This is a genomic window from Actinomadura sp. CNU-125 (genome assembly GCF_001942465.1).
Taxonomy (GTDB): domain Bacteria; phylum Actinomycetota; class Actinomycetes; order Streptosporangiales; family Streptosporangiaceae; genus Spirillospora.
Genome location: NZ_MKJY01000266.1, coordinates 27,462 through 45,263 on the forward strand (window position 1 = coordinate 27,462; position 17,802 = coordinate 45,263).

Annotated in this window: 13 protein-coding genes and 2 pseudogenes; all 15 read left to right on the forward strand. The window is 68.5% G+C overall.

Annotated features, from left to right (window positions below; genetic code table 11):
* The first annotated feature begins 158 nt into the window (after window positions 1-158).
* The 15 genes and pseudogenes from rplJ to rpoB all read left to right on the forward strand — a co-directional run bounded on the left by rplJ (window position 159) and on the right by rpoB (window position 17,799).
* Window positions 159-695: a 50S ribosomal protein L10 gene (gene rplJ / locus BJF79_RS27810; protein WP_075901771.1), complete on the forward strand. Its 537-nt coding sequence runs from the start codon at window positions 159-161 to the stop codon at window positions 693-695.
* 53 nt (window positions 696-748) lie between these two features.
* A pseudogene (gene rplL / locus BJF79_RS27815) lies at window positions 749-1,139 on the forward strand (50S ribosomal protein L7/L12).
* Between the two features lie 670 nt (window positions 1,140-1,809).
* A complete protein-coding gene (locus tag BJF79_RS27820) occupies window positions 1,810-2,877 on the forward strand; it encodes an ABC transporter ATP-binding protein (protein WP_075901773.1) in 1,068 nt (355 codons plus the stop codon).
* Between the two features lie 149 nt (window positions 2,878-3,026).
* On the forward strand, window positions 3,027-3,725 hold the full coding sequence (locus tag BJF79_RS27825; protein ID WP_316043455.1) for an ABC transporter permease: 699 nt from the start codon (window positions 3,027-3,029) through the stop codon (window positions 3,723-3,725).
* Complete coding sequence (locus BJF79_RS27830) at window positions 3,726-4,574, forward strand: MlaE family ABC transporter permease (protein ID WP_075901777.1); 849 nt, start codon at window positions 3,726-3,728, stop codon at window positions 4,572-4,574.
* Between the two features lie 7 nt (window positions 4,575-4,581).
* Complete coding sequence (locus tag BJF79_RS27835) at window positions 4,582-5,889, forward strand: MCE family protein (RefSeq protein ID WP_262402676.1); 1,308 nt, start codon at window positions 4,582-4,584, stop codon at window positions 5,887-5,889.
* Window positions 5,886-6,917 carry an MCE family protein gene (locus tag BJF79_RS27840; RefSeq protein WP_083734017.1) on the forward strand — a complete coding sequence of 344 codons (1,032 nt, stop codon included), beginning with the start codon at window positions 5,886-5,888 and terminating at the stop codon, window positions 6,915-6,917. The genes BJF79_RS27835 and BJF79_RS27840 overlap by 4 nt, the downstream gene beginning before the upstream one ends.
* A complete protein-coding gene (locus BJF79_RS61905) occupies window positions 6,918-7,154 on the forward strand; it encodes a hypothetical protein (RefSeq protein ID WP_262402680.1) in 237 nt (78 codons plus the stop codon).
* Window positions 7,097-7,993, forward strand: coding sequence for an MCE family protein (locus tag BJF79_RS27845; RefSeq protein WP_262402679.1), 897 nt, complete (start codon window positions 7,097-7,099; stop codon window positions 7,991-7,993). Before BJF79_RS61905 ends, BJF79_RS27845 begins: the two co-directional genes overlap by 58 nt.
* A gap of 19 nt (window positions 7,994-8,012) precedes the next feature.
* A complete protein-coding gene (locus BJF79_RS27850) occupies window positions 8,013-9,323 on the forward strand; it encodes an MCE family protein (RefSeq protein ID WP_262402677.1) in 1,311 nt (436 codons plus the stop codon).
* Window positions 9,320-10,717, forward strand: a complete 1,398-nt coding sequence (locus BJF79_RS27855) for an MCE family protein (protein WP_083734019.1) — start codon at window positions 9,320-9,322, stop codon at window positions 10,715-10,717. The genes BJF79_RS27850 and BJF79_RS27855 overlap by 4 nt, the downstream gene beginning before the upstream one ends.
* Window positions 10,714-12,213, forward strand: coding sequence for an MCE family protein (locus BJF79_RS27860; RefSeq protein ID WP_075901787.1), 1,500 nt, complete (start codon window positions 10,714-10,716; stop codon window positions 12,211-12,213). Before BJF79_RS27855 ends, BJF79_RS27860 begins: the two co-directional genes overlap by 4 nt.
* A 52-nt stretch (window positions 12,214-12,265) precedes the next feature.
* The gene (locus BJF79_RS27865) at window positions 12,266-12,721 is read left to right on the forward strand and encodes a hypothetical protein (RefSeq protein ID WP_143220217.1); all 456 of its coding nucleotides are present in this window, start codon (window positions 12,266-12,268) and stop codon (window positions 12,719-12,721) included.
* Window positions 12,718-13,800, forward strand: a complete 1,083-nt coding sequence (locus BJF79_RS27870) for a hypothetical protein (RefSeq protein ID WP_143220218.1) — start codon at window positions 12,718-12,720, stop codon at window positions 13,798-13,800. The genes BJF79_RS27865 and BJF79_RS27870 overlap by 4 nt, the downstream gene beginning before the upstream one ends.
* A gap of 533 nt (window positions 13,801-14,333) precedes the next feature.
* Window positions 14,334-17,799: pseudogene (rpoB, locus tag BJF79_RS27875) on the forward strand (DNA-directed RNA polymerase subunit beta).
* Window positions 17,800-17,802: the final 3 nt, after the last annotated feature.

The window sequence follows — 17,802 nt, forward strand, 5'->3', positions numbered from 1 at the left end:
GACCCGAAGAGATTCGGGCGGCCCGCGCAGGTGAGACGAGAGCTTCCGCATGACCTTCGCGTCATGTCCACGCCCCGTGCGCCTGCGCCGGGGCGTTCCTGTGTTTCCGAGACCTTTTTCGCCCCGGCGGCTTCCCCAAGGTAATCGGAAGGAGGGCCATGGCCAAGGACCACAAGGATGAGGCCATCGCCGAGCTCAAGAACGAGTTCGAGAGCTCGAACGGCGCCGTGCTGACCGAGTACCGCGGGCTGTCGGTCGCGCAGGTCACCGAGCTGCGCGGCAACCTCGGCGAGGTCGCACGTTTTCGCGTTGTGAAGAACACGCTGACCAAGCGCGCCGCGAACGAGGCCGGTGTCGACGAGCAGTTCCGTGAGCTGCTCGAAGGCCCCTCGGCCATCGCGTTCGTCCGGGGCGACGTGGTCGAGGCCGCCAAGGGCCTGCGCGACTTCGCCAAGGCGAACCCGGCGCTGGTGATCAAGGGCGGGTACATCGACGGTCAGTCGATGGACGCCAAGCAGGTCACCAAGCTGGCCGACCTGGAGTCTCGCGAGGTGCTCCTCGCGAAGCTGGCCGGCGCGATGAAGGGCTCCATGGCGAACGCCGCCGCGCTCTTCAACGCCCTGCCGACGCAGACGGCGCAGCTCGCCGAGGCGCTGCGCGCCAAGCGCGAGAGCGAAGGCGCGTCCGCCGAATAAGGCACCCGCGGTCCCGTACACCCCAGTTTTGAAGCCATAGCGGAGGAAACATCATGGCGAAGCTCAGCACCGACGAGCTGCTCGACGCGTTCAAGGAAATGACGCTGCTCGAGCTCTCCGACTTCGTGAAGCAGTTCGAGGACGTCTTCGACGTCAAGGCCGCCGCCCCGGTCGCCGCCGTCGCGGCCGCGCCCGGGCGCCCCCGGCGCCCCGGCCGAGGAAGAGGCCGCGCAGGACGAGTTCGACGTCATCCTCGAGGGCGCCGGCGACAAGAAGATCCAGGTCATCAAGGAGGTGCGCGCGCTCACCAGCCTCGGCCTGAAGGAGGCCAAGGACCTGGTCGACGGCGCGCCGAAGCCGCTGCTGGAGAAGGTCAACAAGGAGACCGCCGACAAGGCCAAGGAGGCCCTGGAGAAGGCGGGCGCCTCGGTCACCGTCAAGTAGTCGACGGCGTAACCTTCACACTTCGCGCACCGGAGCCGTGCGGCTCGGCTCCACCGCGCAGCGAAGGCGGTCGTTCCACCCGCGGGTGGGGCGGCCGCCTTTTCGCGTGTCCGGCTCCGGACGCTGCGGGACGCTGGGTGCGGGACGCCCGGTGCGGGACGCCCGGTGCGGGACGTCCGATGGCGGACCGGCCGCGATTGTCGGAGGCTGCGCAAGCCGCCTGGTCAGGGGGTGCGGTTTTCTGTGCCGTCGTGATAAACGTGCGGTTCAAACCGTGTGCCGGGGCGGGTTGTGCGGGTTACCTACCGGCGCGTAGCGTCCCGTTCTGTGGCTGCGGCCCCACCGGGCCGCTCCCGTAACGGCCGTCCGTCGGTCAACAGCGGACGGCAGGGTCGTGCCCCCGGGCTTGAGGCGTCGGTTCTTGGACCACTAGTCTCATAGGCGCCGTAAGTAACGATTGTCTTACGACGTCGCATTTCGCCGCTGATCTGGTCCGGTACCTCTTCCATTTGGCCGGGAGGTCGCTACGGTAGTGGCACCCGTCACGGCTACCGGACGGTAGCAAGCGGACGGGCACACGGTGTGACGACAGAGCCTCCGGTAAGACAGAGCCTGAGTACTACTCGCTCATTGGTTCGGGAATCCCCCCGGCCTGGACGAAAGGTGACGAGTGGGCGTCGAGATCAGAGTCGAGGGCCTGACCAAGTCCTTCGGCCGCCAGGTGATCTGGCAGGACGTGTCGCTGACCATCCCCGCAGGAGAGATCTCCGTTCTCCTGGGCCCTTCCGGCACCGGTAAGTCGGTCTTCCTCAAGTCGCTCGTCGGGCTGCTCAAGCCGGACCGCGGGCACATCTGGATCGGCGACCGGGACCTCCCCAATCTGCCCGAGTCCAAGCTCTACGAGACGCGGAAGCTGTTCGGCGTCCTGTTCCAGGACGGCGCCCTCTTCGGCTCGATGAACCTGTTCGACAACATCGCCTTCCCGCTGCGCGAGCACACCAAGAAGTCCGAGTCCGAGATCAAGCGGATCGTCTTCGAGAAGATGGAACTCGTGGGTCTGCTCGGCGCCGAGAACAAGCTGCCGGGCGAGATCTCCGGCGGTATGAAGAAGCGCGCCGGCCTGGCCCGCGCGCTGGTGCTGGACCCCGAGATCCTGCTGGTGGACGAGCCGGACTCGGGCCTCGACCCGGTGCGGACCGCGTTCCTGAACCAGGTGTTCATCGACCTCAGCGCGCAGATCAACGCGACGTTCCTGATCGTCACCCACGACATCAACACCGCCCGGACCGTCCCGGACAACATCGGCCTGCTGTACCAGCGGAACCTGGCGATGTTCGGGCCGCGGGAAATGCTGCTGTCGAGCGAGGAGCCGGTCGTCCGGCAGTTCCTCAACGCCAGCAAGATCGGCCCGATCGGCATGTCGGAGGAGAAGGACGCCTCCGAACTCGAAGCCGAGGCGAAGATGGGCCACGACCCGGGCAAGCTGCCGCCGATCCCGCCGCAGCAGATGCCGACGAACGGCCTGCTGCGCGCGGGCCAGCACGCGCCCGGCGCGTGGTGCGCGGCGCACGGGGTCGTCCCGCCGCCCGGTTCGTTCATCGACGACCTGGGCCGCAACTGGGTCGAGGAATGGCCGCGCTACGTGGCGTCGCTGGCCCCGGCCGGCGCGGCCACGGCGCCCGGGCAGTTCCCCGGCGGTCCGCCGCCCGGACAGTACGGGGCGGGTGCGAAGTACTGATGTCCACTCCTGGTATCGGCGCGAACCAGGGCGGTGAAGACGGCAGGTCGTCCCGTGTGTCGCTCCGAAAGATCGGCGACGGGGCGGCCAACGTCGCGGTCCGGGAACCGGGGCGGTTCTTCGCCCTGTGCCTGGACGTCGGCCGCGCGATGTTCAAGCTGCCGTTCCAGTGGCGCGAGTTCATCCAGCAGGCGTGGTTCATCGTCAGCGTGACGGTGGTCCCGACGATGCTGGTCGCGATCCCGTTCGGCGGCGTGCTTTCGCTGCAGGTCGGGGGCCTGATCCGGCAGCTGGGCGCGCAGTCGTACACGGGCGCGACGGCGGTCGTGGCGATCGTCCGCGAGGCGAGCCCGCTGGTCACCTCGCTGCTGATCGCGGGCGCCGCCGGGTCGGCGATGTGCGCCGACATCGGCTCCCGGAAGATCCGCGAGGAGATCGACGCCATGGAGGTGCTGGGGATCAACCCCCTGCACCGCCTGGTGGTCCCGCGGATGCTGGCGTGCGCGTTCGTGGCGCTGTTCCTGAACGGGCTGGTGTCGGTGGTCGGCCTGATGGGCGGCTACGTCTTCAACGTCATGCTGCAGGACGGGACGCCGGGCGCGTACCTCGCGTCGTTCAACGCGATCGCGCAGCTCCCGGACCTGCTGCAGGCGGAGTTCAAGGCGTTCGTGTTCGGCATCACCGCCGGGCTGGTCGCGGCGTACAAGGGGTTGAACGCAAAGGGAGGCCCGAAGGGCGTGGGGGACGCGGTCAACCAGACCGTGGTCATCACCTTCATGCTCCTGTTCGTGGAGAACTTCCTGATCTCCACGCTGTACTTCCAGTTCGTTCCGTCGAAGGGCATGTAGATGGCGGCCCCAGGCAAGGCGGGCAAGGCCGTCTCCCGGACGGTGAACGCGCCGCTGCAGCGACTGGACGACTTCGGCCACCAGCTGTCGTTCTACCTGCGGGCGTTCGCGTGGACGTTCCGGGTGCTGCGCCGGTACCGGACCGAGGTGATGCGGCTGCTGGCCGAGGTGAGCCTCGGTACGGGCGGGCTCGCGGTGATCGGCGGCTCGGTGGTGATCGTCGGGTTCATGACGTTCTTCACCGGCAGCCAGGTCGGGTTGCAGGGCTTCGAGTCGCTGGACCAGATCGGGACGGCCGCGTTCACCGGGTTCGTCGCGTCGTACTTCAACACGCGCGAGATCGCGCCGCTGGTGTCGGCGCTGGCGCTGTCGGCGACGGTCGGGTGCGGGTTCACCGCGCAGCTCGGCGCGATGCGGATCTCCGACGAGATCGACGCGCTGGAGGTCATGGCCGTCCCGTCGATGCCGTTCCTGGTGACGACGCGGATGATCGCCGGGATGATCGCGGTGATCCCGCTGTACATCGTGGGCCTGCTGGCGTCGTACGGCGCGACGCGGATCGTCGTGACGACGTTCTACGGGCAGTCGACCGGCACCTACGACCACTACTTCGACCTGTTCCTGCCACCGAACGACATCTTGTGGTCGTTCGGCAAGGTGATCGTCTTCTCGGTGCTGGTGATGCTGATCCACTGCTACTACGGCTACCACGCGAGCGGCGGCCCGGCGGGCGTCGGCATCGCGGTGGGCCGGGCGGTGCGCACGAGCCTGGTCGTGATCAACGTGGCGGACCTGATGCTCGGCATGGCGATCTGGGGCACCGACACGTCGGTGCGGATCGCGGGGTGAGGGCGCGATGAGCGAACGGATGCGACTGCGCCTGCTGGGCACGACGATGGTGCTGGTCATCGTCCTGCTGCTGGCGTTGACGGTGGCCTTCTACAACAAGGCGTTCCGGCCGACGGTGCACGTGAAGGTGGCCGCCGAGCGGGTGGGGCTGCAGCTGCTGCCGCATTCGGACGTCAAGGTGCGCGGGCTGATCGTCGGCGAGGTGCGCGACACCGAGGTGAGCGGCGACGGCGCGATCCTGCACCTGGCGATCGACCCGGGGAAGGCGGAGCTGATCCCGCGCAACGTCCAGGCGCGGATGCTGCCGAAGACGCTGTTCGGCGAGAAGTACGTGTCGCTGGAGATCCCCGGGCAGGGCGGGACGCTCGGGCTGACCGAGGGCATGACGATCCAGCAGGACCGGTCGCGCGCGGCCGTCGAGATCAACAAGGTGCTGGACGACCTGCTGCCGCTGCTGCAGGCGGTCAAGCCGGCGGAGCTGAACGCGACGCTGAACGCGCTGGCCACGGCGCTGCAGGGGCGCGGCGACCAGCTCGGCGAGAACCTGGAGCAGGCCGACGCGCTGCTCAAGAAGATCAACCCCGAGCTGGGGACGCTGGTCAAGGACCTGCACGGCCTGGCCGACGTCGCGGACATCTACGACGCGGCGGCGCCCGACCTGCTGCAGACGCTGCGGAACCTGAACGTGACGAGCAAGACGATCACCGACAAGGAAGAGACGATCGAGCAGCTGATCCCCGCGGTGACGGCGCTGTCGGAGGACGGGAACACGTTCATGCGGCAGAACGGCCCGAAGATCATCGGGGTGAACATCGCGAACCGGGACGTGCTGCAGCTCGTCGCGAAGTACTCGCCGACGCTGCCGTGCGTGCTCGAAGGCATGGTGAAGGCCAAGCCGGAGCTGGAGCGGGTCGGCGGCGGCGACGGGTCGAAGACCTACAACCTGACGATCGAGATCGTGAAGCCGCGTCCGGCCTACAAGTACCCGCTGGACAAGCCGGAGGCGCGCGACCACCGCAACCCGCGCTGCTACGGGATCCCGAACTCGAAGGTGCCGTTCCCGGACTACCTGGCGCTGGACGGCACGCAGGACGACCTGTGGTGGAAGGACCCGGACCCGGCGAACGCCGGGGCCGGCAACCGGGGCCGCGCGCTGTCGAACGTGTTCGTCGAGCCCGGTAGCGGGTCGGACCAGAACCAGACGATCAAGAACATCGTCGCGCCGCTGACCCGGACCCCGGCCGACGAGCTGTCGGACATGTCGGCGCTGATGTTCGGGCCGCTGCTGCAGGGATCGGTGGTGACGGTCGAGTGAAGACGACGGGCGCGGCGATCAAGCTGGGGATCTTCGTGGTCCTCACCTCCCTCGTCACGGGCGTGCTGGCGATGACGATCTCGAACATGCGGTTCGTCCCGTCCAGGACCTACAAGGCGGTGTTCTCCGACGTCACCGGGCTGCTGGAGAACGACGACGTGCGGGTCGCGGGCGTGCGGGTCGGGCAGATCGAGGGCATCGAGCTGCACAAGGGCACGCAGGCGCTGGTGACGTTCAGCCTGGACACCGACGGGGTGTTCCGGGCCGGGCTGCCGAAGTCGACGCAGGCGCACATCCGGTACCGGAACCTGATGGGGCAGCGGTACCTGGCGCTGACCGACGGGGCCGGGGCGCCGAACCAGTACCTGGACGAGAACGGCACGATCCCGCTCGCGCAGACGAAGCCCGCGCTGGACCTGACGACCCTGTTCAACGGGTTCCGGCCGCTGTTCCAGGCGCTGGAGCCGAAGGACGTCAACACCCTCGCGATGCAGATCATCAAGGTGCTGCAGGGCGAGGGCGGGACGATCAACAGCCTGCTGCGGCACACGGCGTCGCTGACGAACACGCTCGCCGACCGCGACCAGGTGATCGGCCGGGTCATCGAGAACCTCAACGAGGTGCTCGGCACGATCGACTCGCGGCACGAGCAGGTCAGCAAGATGGTCGTGGACCTGCGCGGGTTCGTCAGCGGGCTCTCCCACGACCGTGAGGCGATCTTCGAGTCGGTCGAGGCGATCGACGGGCTGGAGTCGGCGACGGCGGGCCTGCTGCGCGACACGCGGCCCGACCTCAAGGACGACATCGCGGGGCTCCGCAAGCTCACCGGGACGCTGGACGACCACAGCGCGACCCTCGACAAGGGCCTGCAGCGGACGCCGCGGCGGCTGGAGGAGCTGCTGAACATCTCCTCCTACGGGTCCTGGTTCAACATGTACGTCTGCGGTCTCGACGCGCGGGTGCGGCTGCCGGGCGGACCGGTCTACCAGACACCGGCGATCGTGAACGAGAACGCGAGGTGCAAGTAGATGAGGATCTCGTTCCGGGAGCGAAACCCGGTCCCCATCGCCTTCTCCGCGTTCGCGGTGATCATCCTCGCGCTGGCGCTGGCGCTGAACCTGGAGAGGATCCCGTTCGTCGTCGGCGGGACGACCTACACGGCGGCGTCAAGGAGGCCGCCGGCCTGGAGCCGGACGAGGAGGTCCGCATCGCGGGCGTCAAGGTCGGCGAGGTCAAGGCGGTCGAGCTGGACGGCGACCACGTGAAGGTCACGTTCCGGGTGGACGACGGCGTGAAGCTCGGCGAGCGCACCGAGGCCAGCATCAAGATCAAGACGGTGCTGGGCGCGCACTATCTGGGGCTGTCGCCGAACGGGACGAAGCCGATGAAGTCCCACATCCCGGTGGAGCGGACGCACACGCCGTTCGAGGTCGTCCCGGCGATCAGCGAACTGGGCGAGCGCGTCGGGCAGATCGACACCCGGCAGGTCGCGCAGTCGTTCGACGTGCTGTCGACGACGTTCGCGAACTCGCCGGACGAGGTGAAGGCGTCGCTGCAGGGTCTGCGGCGGCTGTCGGAGACGATCTCCTCGCGCGACGACGAACTGCACGAGCTCGCCGACCGGGCCGAGAGCGTGTCGGGGCTGCTCGCCGAGCGCAACGAGGACTTCGAGGCGCTCGTCAAGGACGGCGACCGGCTGCTGGCGGCCGTCCAGGCGCGCCGCGAGGTCATCCACCGGCTGCTGGTGAACACCGTGCAGTTCTCGCAGCAGGTCAACGCGCTGATCAACGAGAACGAGGCGCAGCTCAAGCCGATGCTCGACAACCTGGAGAAGGTCAACCGGGTGCTCCTGAAGAACCAGGACAACCTGGACCGGATCCTCCAGATGTTCGGGCCGTTCGCGCGCCAGTTCGCGGACGTCACCGGCACCGGCCGCTGGTTCGACGCCTACCTGCAGAACCTCGTCCCGATTCCGGCGTCCATCGACGACTCCAACGCCGGGACGAAGAGCCAGGGCGGCACCGGCGGCACGCAGAACGGTCAGAACGGCCAGAACCAGAACGGCCAGAACCAGGGCGACAGCCCGCTTCCCTTCCTCCCGTGACAGCAGGCAGGTACCGGTAGTGCGAAACTCGGCAACGATTCTCCGCCTCGGCGGCGTGATACTCGCCGTCGCGGTGCTGGCCGCCGTGCTCGTCCTGCTGCTGCAGGAGCCGAAGCAGCGGCACATGACCGCCTACTTCACCAAGACGGTCGGCCTCTATGCGGGCGCGGACGTGCGCATCCTCGGCATCAAGGTCGGGGAGGTGACCGCTGTCGACCCGGCGGGCGACTCGGTCGAGGTGAAGCTGAAGTACGACGCCAAGTACAAGGTGCCCGCGAACGCGCAGGCCGTGATCGTGAACCAGACGCTGGTCGCCGACCGGTACGTCCAGCTCACCCCGGTCTACAAGAGCGGGCCGGTGATGAAGGACGGCGCGACGCTGACCGTCAGCCGCACGGCCGTCCCGGTGGAGATCGACTCGATCAGCGGCAGCCTGAACGAGCTGAGCGAGGCGCTCGGCCCGCGGGGCGCCAACGCGCCCGGCGCGAACGGCGAGGGCTCGCTGTCGCGGCTGCTGCGGGTCGGCGCCGCGAACCTGCAAGGCCAGGGCGACGACATCAACGAGACGATCAAGAACACCTCGGAGATGCTCAGCACGCTGAGCACCGACCGCGAGGACGTCGCGCAGACGATCGAGAACCTGCGGGTCATCACCGACGCGATGAAGGAGAACGACCAGCAGATCAAGTCGTTCACCACGCGGCTCAACTCCGTCTCCGGGCAGCTGTCCGCGGAGAAGGAAGAACTGAGTGCTGCGCTGAACACGCTGGGCCCGACGCTGCGGAACGTGGAGAAGTTCGTCAAGGACAACCGCGGGCAGCTCTCCGACAACGTCGAGCAGCTCGCGCAGCTCACCGGCGTGCTGGTGAAGGAGAAGGACGCGCTCGCCGAGATCCTCACGGCCGGCCCGCTGGCCATCAACAACCTCGCCCGCGCCTACGACCCGATCAGCGGCACGATTCACAACCGGGCCGACCTGCGCCAGTTCAACAACCTGGCCGACTGGGTGTGCTCCCTGGCGTACTCGGTCGGGACGCCCGCCGACCAGTGCCTCGACTTCGTCGAGCCCTACAACGGCATCGGCCAGGCCCTGGGCGGGCTGCACCTGGACCTGTCGTGGATCACGGCGCTGACCACGCACTACGACCCGGTGCCGATCCCGCCGGACGCCTACGGGCCCAACGACCCGGAGAACCCGAACAAGAAGGGCTCCGGCGGCACGGGCACGCAGCAGAAGAACTCGCGGACGAACGCGCAGAGCGGCGCCCAGGGCGACGCGGCCCACCGGCCGCAGGGACTCAACGCACTGCTGCCTGGAGGTGGCCGATGAGCAGGACACGGCCCGTGCGGGGCGCGCGGCGCCGGGCGCGGCTGCTCGGCGCGGCGGCGCTGGCCGGCGTGACGGCGCTGTCGGGCTGCTCGTTCGACGGCGTGGCGTCGCTGCCGCTGCCCGGCGGCCCCGACCTCGGCGACGACCCGAAGACGTTCAAGATCGAGTTCTCGAACGTGCTGGACCTCGTCCCGCAGTCGGTCGTCAAGGTCAACGACGTGTCGGTCGGCCAGGTCGAGGAGATCGAGCTGGCCGGCGGCGAGGGCGGCTGGCGCGCGGTCGTCACGGTCGCCGTCCGCGATGACGTCGACCTGCCCGACAACGCGTCCGCGCGGATCTCGCAGACGAGCCTGCTCGGCGAGAAGTTCGTCGACCTGTCGGCCCCGGCGAACGAGCAGCCGCGCGGGAAGCTCGGCGAGGGCGACGTGATCCCGCTCGCCCGCACCACGCACGGCACCGAGATCGAGCAGGTGCTGTCGGCGATGTCGCTGCTGCTGAACGGCGGCGGCCTGGAGCAGGTCTCGACGATCAGCCACGAGCTGCAGGCCGCGATGGGCGGCCGCGAGGCGACGATCAAGTCGGTGCTGGACCGGGTGGACGTGTTCGTCGGCACCCTCGACACGAACCGGGACGCCATCACCCGGGCGCTCGACAGCCTCGACCGGCTGATGGTGAAGCTGGCGGACGAGCGCGAGACGATCCGGAACACGATCGACGAGACCGGGCCCGCGATCGCGGTGCTGGAGCAGAACCGCGAGGACCTCACCGAGATGCTCGTCGCGCTGGACAAGCTCAGCCGGACCACCACAAACGTGATCAACCAGTCGCACGACGACATGGTGGTCAACCTGAAGAACCTCGACACGGTCCTGCGGAATCTCAACAAGGCGGGCTCGGACCTCCCGAACGCGCTGGAGACGATGATCACCTACCCGTTCCCGGCGACGTTCGCGAACGTCATCGAGGGCGACTACGGCAACGTCCACCTGACCGTCGACCTCGACTTCGAGAACCTCGCGCAGAACCTCCTCGGCGGCACCGACCTGGAGGGCCAGCTCGGCGGCGGGCAGGAGATGCGCAAGATGCTCCAGGTGCCGAACCTGACGCTGCCGGACGCGCCGCTGGGCGTCCTCACGAAGGACGGCGGCGCCGGGGCGCAACCGAAGTCCGGTGCCGGAGGCGGCGGCGGGGGCGGCCAGAACGCCCCCGGCGGGACGCCCGCCCCGACCCCGTCCACGACGCCCACCGGGAAGAAGACGCCCGGCACCGGCGACGAGAAGAAGGACGGCGGCGACTTCTGGGACCTCTTCGGAGGCGGCGACCAGAACCGGCCCGGCGCGTTCGGGCAGCGGCAGAGCGGTCTGACGACCCTGATGACGGGGGGCCTCTCGTGATCCTCAAGCGCGGCGTCAAGATCCAGCTGATCGCCTTCCTGCTGATCACGATCGTCGGCGTGTCGGTCGTGTCGGTGAAGTACATCGGCTTCGGCCGCGAACTGCTCGGGCGGCAGTACACCGCGTACGTCGACCTCACCGACTCCGGCGGCATCTTCACCAACGCCGAGGTCACCTACCGCGGCGTCCCCGTCGGACGGGTCGGCCCCATCGAGCTGACCGACAGCGGCATCAAGGTCGAACTGGAGCTGGAGCGCGGCGAGAACATCCCGCGCGAGGGCCTCACGGCCATCGTGGCGAACCGGTCCGCGGTCGGCGAGCAGTACATCGACCTGGTGCCGTCCGGGAAGAACGGCCCGTACCTGCACGAGGGCGACCCCTACACGGTCCCCAAGGAACGGACGAAGCTCCCCGTTTCGACCGCCGAACTCCTGCGGAACGTGGACGAGCTCGTCACGTCCGTGAACACCGAGCACCTCGGCATCGTCATCGACGAGCTGAACACGGCGTTCTCCGGCACCGGCGAGGACCTCCAGCAGATCCTCGACGACACCGACCGGATCCTGGACACCGCCGACGAGGCGTACCCCGACACCAAGAAGCTCCTGGACAACAGCCTGACGGTCCTGGACACCCAGCGGAGCCAGGGCGCGAACATCCGGGGCTTCGCCCGGAACCTGAACGAACTGAGCACGTCCATCCGCGAGGACGACAAGGCGCTGCGGCAGACGATCGACGCCGCGCCGGGCGCGGTGAACCAGACCCACCAGGCCATCAACCAGCTGTCGCCGACCCTGCCGGTGCTCCTGGCGAACCTGGCCACCACAGGGCAGATCATCACGACCCGCCAAGCGGGCCTGCGGTCGCTGTTCATCCTTTACCCGGTGACCGTCGCCGGTCTGCCCACGGTCATGCCCGGGGACGGCACCCAGCACATGGGCCTCGTGCTGAACATCAACTCGCCGCCGAACTGCACCAAGGGCTACGAGAAGGTCGAGCAGCGCTGGCCGCAGGACACCTCGCACAAGAAGCCCAGGCTCGACGCGGGCTGCACGGAACCGCAGAACTCCGAGAAGGCCGTCCGCGGCGCCCGCAACTTCCCGACCGAGGCCCTGGTGCCCGCGCCGAAGCTGCCCGACGGCGCCACCGAGGGCGCCGGGTTCCCGGCGGGCGGCGCGTCCGGCGGCTCGGACGACGGGTCCGGCGAGGGCTCGGACGGCGGCTCGAACGCGGCGGCCGCGGCGGGCTCGGGCGGAGGCTCGGGCGAAGCGAAGACGAAGGCGGCCGAATCGTCCGGCGGAGCGGCCTTGGCGAACGGCAAGCTCTACATGTCGTATCCGGCGAATTCAGTGAAATTCGCTGGATACGATCCATCGACCGGCGCGGTCTACGGCGCCGACGGCAAGCGATACGTCATGCCCCGCACCGCCGGTTCGCGGGAGTTGGGAGAGGAAGCATCGTGGAAGTGGCTCCTACTCGGACCCCTGAGCCAGTGAGGCCGGGCCGATGAGCCGCGTCGGGGGAAAAGGGTCTCGGGCGGCGGTCGTCGTGCTGAGCGTTCTCGTCGCCGGCCTCCTCGCCGGCACCGGCTGGCTCGGCTTCCAGGCCTGGCAGAACGACGGCGACGCCGACGACTGGGCGCAGGCCCGGCAGTCCGCGCGGCAGATGGGCGTCAACCTGCTGACCCTGGACAGCAAGACCGGCCAGCAGGATCTCGACCGGATCGTGACCGGATCGACCGGAGACCTGAAGGACGAGCTCGGCTCCCAGTCCAAGGTCTTCCTGGACCAGCTGAACAAGACCAAGGCCAAGTCGACGGTCACCGACGTGGAGGCCGCCGTCGTCTCCATCGACGGCGACTCGGCCGAGGTGATGGTCTCCCTCAACGGCACCGTCACCAACGAGAAGGTCAAGAACGGCGTCACGCGCGCCTACCGGTACCTGATGCAGATGACCAAGGTCGATGACCGCTGGCTCGTGTCCCAACTGGAGATGGTCCCGTGACAATGCTCGGCCGGGGCAAGCGCTCCTCGCCAGACAAGTCCGGAAAGGGTCGTAAGGGCGGCAAGGGCGTCCTGGAGAAGGACCCGGAGAAGGGTCTGACCAAGGAAGAGGCCGCCGAGAAGGCCGCGCAGGCCGAGGAGAAGGCGCGCACGGCCGCGGACCGCGCGGCCAAGGCCGATGAGGCCGCCGAGGCCGCCCGGCTCGCCGAGGAGGCGGCCGCCCGCGCGAAGGAGGCCGCCCGGCTCGCGCAGATCGCCGCCGACGCCGCGTCCGCCGACGCCGACACGGACGACGACGCGGACGACGCCGACGAGGCCGTCACATCGCTTGAGAAGAAGCGGGACGGCCGAAGCGACTCCGAAGTCGAGTCCGCGGGCGGCGAGGGCGCAGCGGACGACTCAGCGGCCGCTGAAGGCGTTTCCGTCGACGACGAGACCGACGACGAGGACGACGAAGACGACGAGGAAGACGCCGACGACGACTCCGCGGACGACGACTCCGCCTCGCTCGACGAGGACGCGGACGAGGACGACTCCGAGGACGACTCCGAGGAGGGCGAGCCCGCCGACGAGCCCGCCCGTTCGTCCCGGCGGCGGGGCTCGCCCGTCGTGCTGATCGGCGTCCTGGCCACGGTGGCGGTGGTGCTGGCCGCCGGTGCCGCGTTCCTGACGATGAAGGACCGCGAGCACGGGCAGATCCTGGACGCCCGCCGCGACGCCGTCTCCGCCGCGGAGAACGCCGCCAAGGCGCTGTCGTCCTACGACTACCGGACGCTCGACACCGACCTGAAGTCGGCGTCCGCGACCACCACCGGCGACCTGCGCGGCGAGTTCGACAAGCTCGCGGCCCAGTTGCGGACGCAGGCCGCGCAGCAGCAGGCCGTGTCCACGACCACGATCCTGAAGGCCGGCGCGGTGAGCGCGAAGCCGGACGAGGTGGTCGTGCTGGTCTACGCGAACCGTGCGTCCGCGACGAACAAGGACACCGAGGCGCGGCTCCCCGAGTCGCTGCGGATCCGCATGACGATGGTCAAGAAGGACGACAAGTGGCTCGCGCAGGAGCTGCAGGTCATCTCCTGACCCGAGGACGCCTCCGCGGCACCTCCGCGGAGCCTTCGCGGAGATCGAGCGATCACCCGGCGGGTGGTCGCTCGATCCGCGTACGGGCCGCCGTCGAGCACCCTCCGGGAGCCGTCCGGGAAGCCGTCCGGAACCCGCCCAGAACCCGTCCGGGAGCCGTCCCGGAAGCCGTTCAGAACCCGTCCGAGAAGCCCGGAAACGCCCGTCCCCAGGGGCCTACCGCCGGGTAGCGGGGTGGATCCTAAACTATGGCCTTCCTCACTGCAGGTCAGAGCCTGAAAAGTCCGAGCCCGCTCTTGACTGCACGGGCTGGAGAAGCGATGCTCCAAGGCAACGTGATGCATACTGCGGCGCTAGAGTTGCGAGCGGTGTGGCGGGTCGGCTACACTGCCCCTTTGCGCTGCCCTCTGACTATCCGCGTGTGAGTGCACCCCTACGAGAGTCCGGTTTGGACCCTGTTGCGTAGGTCTTAGACGTGGATCGTCTGGCGTGCGTGTCGTCAGTTACGCCGCGAGCCCTCGGAAGGACCACTCTTGGCAGCCTCGCGCAACGCCTCGAATACCGCAACCGGTCCGTACCGCGTCTCCTTCGCGCGCATCAAGGAGCCGCTCGAAGTCCCGGACCTCCTTGCTCTGCAGACCAACTCCGTTGACTGGCTGCTGGGCAACGAGAAGTGGAAGGCCCGGGTCGAGGCGGCCCAGAAGGCCGGAAGTAAGAGCGTCCCGACCCAGTCGGGCCTCGAGGAGATCTTCGAGGAGATCAGTCCCATCGAGGACTTCTCCGGAACCATGTCCCTCTCGTTCCGCGACCACCGGTTCGAGCCGCCCAAGTACTCCGTCGAGGAGTGCAAGGACAAGGACATGACGTTCTCCGCTCCGCTGTTCGTCACGGCGGAGTTCATCAACAACACCACCGGTGAGATCAAGAGCCAGACGGTGTTCATGGGCGACTTCCCGCTCATGACCCCGAAGGGCACTTTCATCATCAACGGCACCGAGCGCGTCGTCGTCTCCCAGCTGACCCGCTCGCCCGGCGTGTACTTCGACCGCGCCCTCGACAAGGCGTCCGACAAGGACATCTACAGCTGCCGGGTCATCCCGAGCCGCGGCGCCTGGCTCGAGTTCGAGATCGACAAGCGCGACAACGTCGGCGTGCGCATCGACCGCAAGCGCAAGCAGCCGGTCACCGTGCTGCTCAAGGCGCTCGGCTGGGACGAGGCCCGCATCCGCGAGCACTTCGGTGCCTACGAGTCGATCAACGTCACGCTGGAGAAGGACCACACCTCCGGCCAGGACGACGCGCTGCTGGACATCTACCGCAAGCTGCGTCCGGGCGAGCCGCCGACCCGCGAGTCGGCGCAGACCCTGCTGGAGAACCTGTACTTCAACCCGAAGCGGTACGACGTCGCCAAGGTCGGCCGCTACAAGATCAACAAGAAGCTCGGCCTCGACCTGGACATGCGCCAGGGCACCCTGACCGAGGACGACATCGTCGCCACGATCGAGTACCTCGTCCGGCTGCACGCCGGTGAGGACGAGGCGACCCTCGGGGCCGTCGCCGTACCGATCGAGGTCGACGACATCGACCACTTCGGCAACCGGCGCCTGCGCACGGTCGGCGAGCTCATCCAGAACCAGGTCCGGCTCGGCCTCGCCCGCATGGAGCGCGTCGTCCGCGAGCGGATGACCACCCAGGACGTCGAGGCCATCACGCCGCAGACCCTGATCAACATCCGGCCGGTCGTCGCCTCCATCAAGGAGTTCTTCGGCACCAGCCAGCTGTCGCAGTTCATGGACCAGACCAACCCGCTGGCCGGGCTGACGCACAAGCGCCGCCTGAACGCGCTCGGCCCCGGTGGTCTGTCGCGTGAGCGCGCGGGCATGGAGGTCCGCGACGTCCACCCGTCGCACTACGGCCGCATGTGCCCGATCGAGACGCCGGAAGGCCCGAACATCGGCCTGATCGGCTCGCTCGCCGCGTTCGGCCGGGTCAACCCGTTCGGGTTCGTCGAGACGCCGTACCGCAAGGTCACCGAGGCGTGGTCACCGAGCAGATCGACTACCTGACCGCCGACGAGGAAGACCGCTACGTCATCGCGCAGGCCAACTCCCTGCTCAACGAGGACGGCACCTTCGTCGACGACCGGATCCTCGTCCGCCGCAAGGGCGGGGAGATCGAGCTCGTCCCCGCCCGCGAGGTCCACTACATGGACGTCTCGGCGCGGCAGATGACCTCGGTCGCCACCGCGATGATCCCGTTCCTGGAGCACGACGACGCCAACCGCGCGCTGATGGGCTCCAACATGCAGCGCCAGTCGGTGCCGCTGCTGCGCAGCGAGGCGCCGCTGGTCGGCACCGGCATGGAGTACCGTGCCGCGACCGACGCCGGCGACGTCATCACGGCCGAGAAGGCCGGCGTCGTCGAGGAGGTCTCCGCCGACTACGTCACCGTGATGAACGACGACGGCACGCGCACCACCTACCGTGTCGCCAAGTTCAAGCGGTCCAACCAGGGCACCTGCTTCAACCAGAAGCCGATCGTCGACGAGGGTCAGCGCGTCGAGGAGGGCCAGGTCGTCGCCGACGGTCCCTGCACCGACAACGGCGAGATGGCGCTCGGCAAGAACCTCCTCGTGGCGTTCATGCCGTGGGAGGGCCACAACTACGAGGACGCGATCATCCTGTCGCAGCGCCTCGTGCAGGACGACGTCCTGTCCTCGATCCACATCGAGGAGCACGAGGTCGACGCCCGCGACACCAAGCTGGGCCCCGAGGAGATCACCCGGGACATCCCGAACGTCTCCGAGGAGGTCCTGGCCGACCTCGACGAGCGCGGCATCATCCGCATCGGCGCGGACGTCGTGCCCGGCGACATCCTGGTCGGCAAGGTCACCCCGAAGGGCGAGACCGAGCTGACCCCGGAGGAGCGGCTGCTGCGCGCGATCTTCGGTGAGAAGGCCCGCGAAGTCCGCGACACCTCGCTGAAGGTGCCGCACGGCGAGCAGGGCAAGGTCATCGGCGTCCGGGTGTTCTCCCGCGACGAGGGCGACGAGCTCCCGCCCGGCGTGAACGAGCTGGTCCGGGTGTACGTCGCGCAGAAGCGCAAGATCACCGACGGCGACAAGCTGGCCGGCCGGCACGGCAACAAGGGCGTCATCTCCAAGGTGCTCCCGGTCGAGGACATGCCGTTCCTGGAGGACGGCACCCCGGTCGACATCGTCCTGAACCCGCTGGGCGTGCCCGGCCGAATGAACGTCGGCCAGGTCCTGGAGACCCACCTCGGGTGGGTCGCCAGCCGCGGCTGGAAGGTCGAGGGCGAGACGAGGACTGGAAGCGCGCGCTGAAGGAGATCGGCGCCGACGAGGCCGAGCCGTGGACCAACACGGCGACCCCGGTGTTCGACGGCGCCCGCGAGGACGACGTCACCGGCCTCATCGAGTCCACCCTGCCGAACCGCGACGGCGACCGGCTGGTCGGCCCGGGCGGCAAGGCGCGGCTGTTCGACGGCCGGACCGGCGAGCCCTACCGGGACCCGATCTCGGTCGGCTACATCTACATCCTCAAGCTGCTGCACCTGGTCGACGACAAGATCCACGCCAGGTCGACCGGCCCGTACTCCATGATCACCCAGCAGCCGCTCGGCGGTAAGGCCCAGTTCGGTGGCCAGCGCTTCGGTGAGATGGAGGTCTGGGCTCTGGAAGCGTACGGCGCCGCCTACGCCCTGCAGGAGCTCCTGACCATCAAGTCCGACGACGTGCTCGGCCGCGTGAAGGTCTACGAGGCCATCGTCAAGGGCGAGAACATCCCCGAGCCCGGCATTCCCGAGTCCTTCAAGGTGCTCATCAAGGAAATGCAGTCGCTGTGCCTCAACGTCGAGGTGCTCTCCAGCGACGGCATGTCCATCGAGATGCGCGACACCGACGAGGACGTCTTCCGCGCCGCGGAGGAGCTCGGCATCGACCTGTCCCGGCGCGAGCCGAGCAGTGTCGAAGAGGTCTGATCA

Bases quoted from the DNA above. Each gene is read 5' to 3' on its own strand.
- BJF79_RS27855 (WP_083734019.1), top strand. From the start codon at position 9,320: ATGAGCAGGACACGGCCCGTGCGGGGCGCGCGGCGCCGGGCGCGGCTG.
- BJF79_RS27830 (WP_075901777.1), top strand. From the start codon at position 3,726: ATGGCGGCCCCAGGCAAGGCGGGCAAGGCCGTCTCCCGGACGGTGAAC.
- BJF79_RS27825 (WP_316043455.1), top strand. From the start codon at position 3,027: ATGTTCAAGCTGCCGTTCCAGTGGCGCGAGTTCATCCAGCAGGCGTGG.
- BJF79_RS27835 (WP_262402676.1), top strand. From the start codon at position 4,582: ATGAGCGAACGGATGCGACTGCGCCTGCTGGGCACGACGATGGTGCTG.
- rplJ (WP_075901771.1), top strand. From the start codon at position 159: ATGGCCAAGGACCACAAGGATGAGGCCATCGCCGAGCTCAAGAACGAG.
- BJF79_RS61905 (WP_262402680.1), top strand. From the start codon at position 6,918: ATGAGGATCTCGTTCCGGGAGCGAAACCCGGTCCCCATCGCCTTCTCC.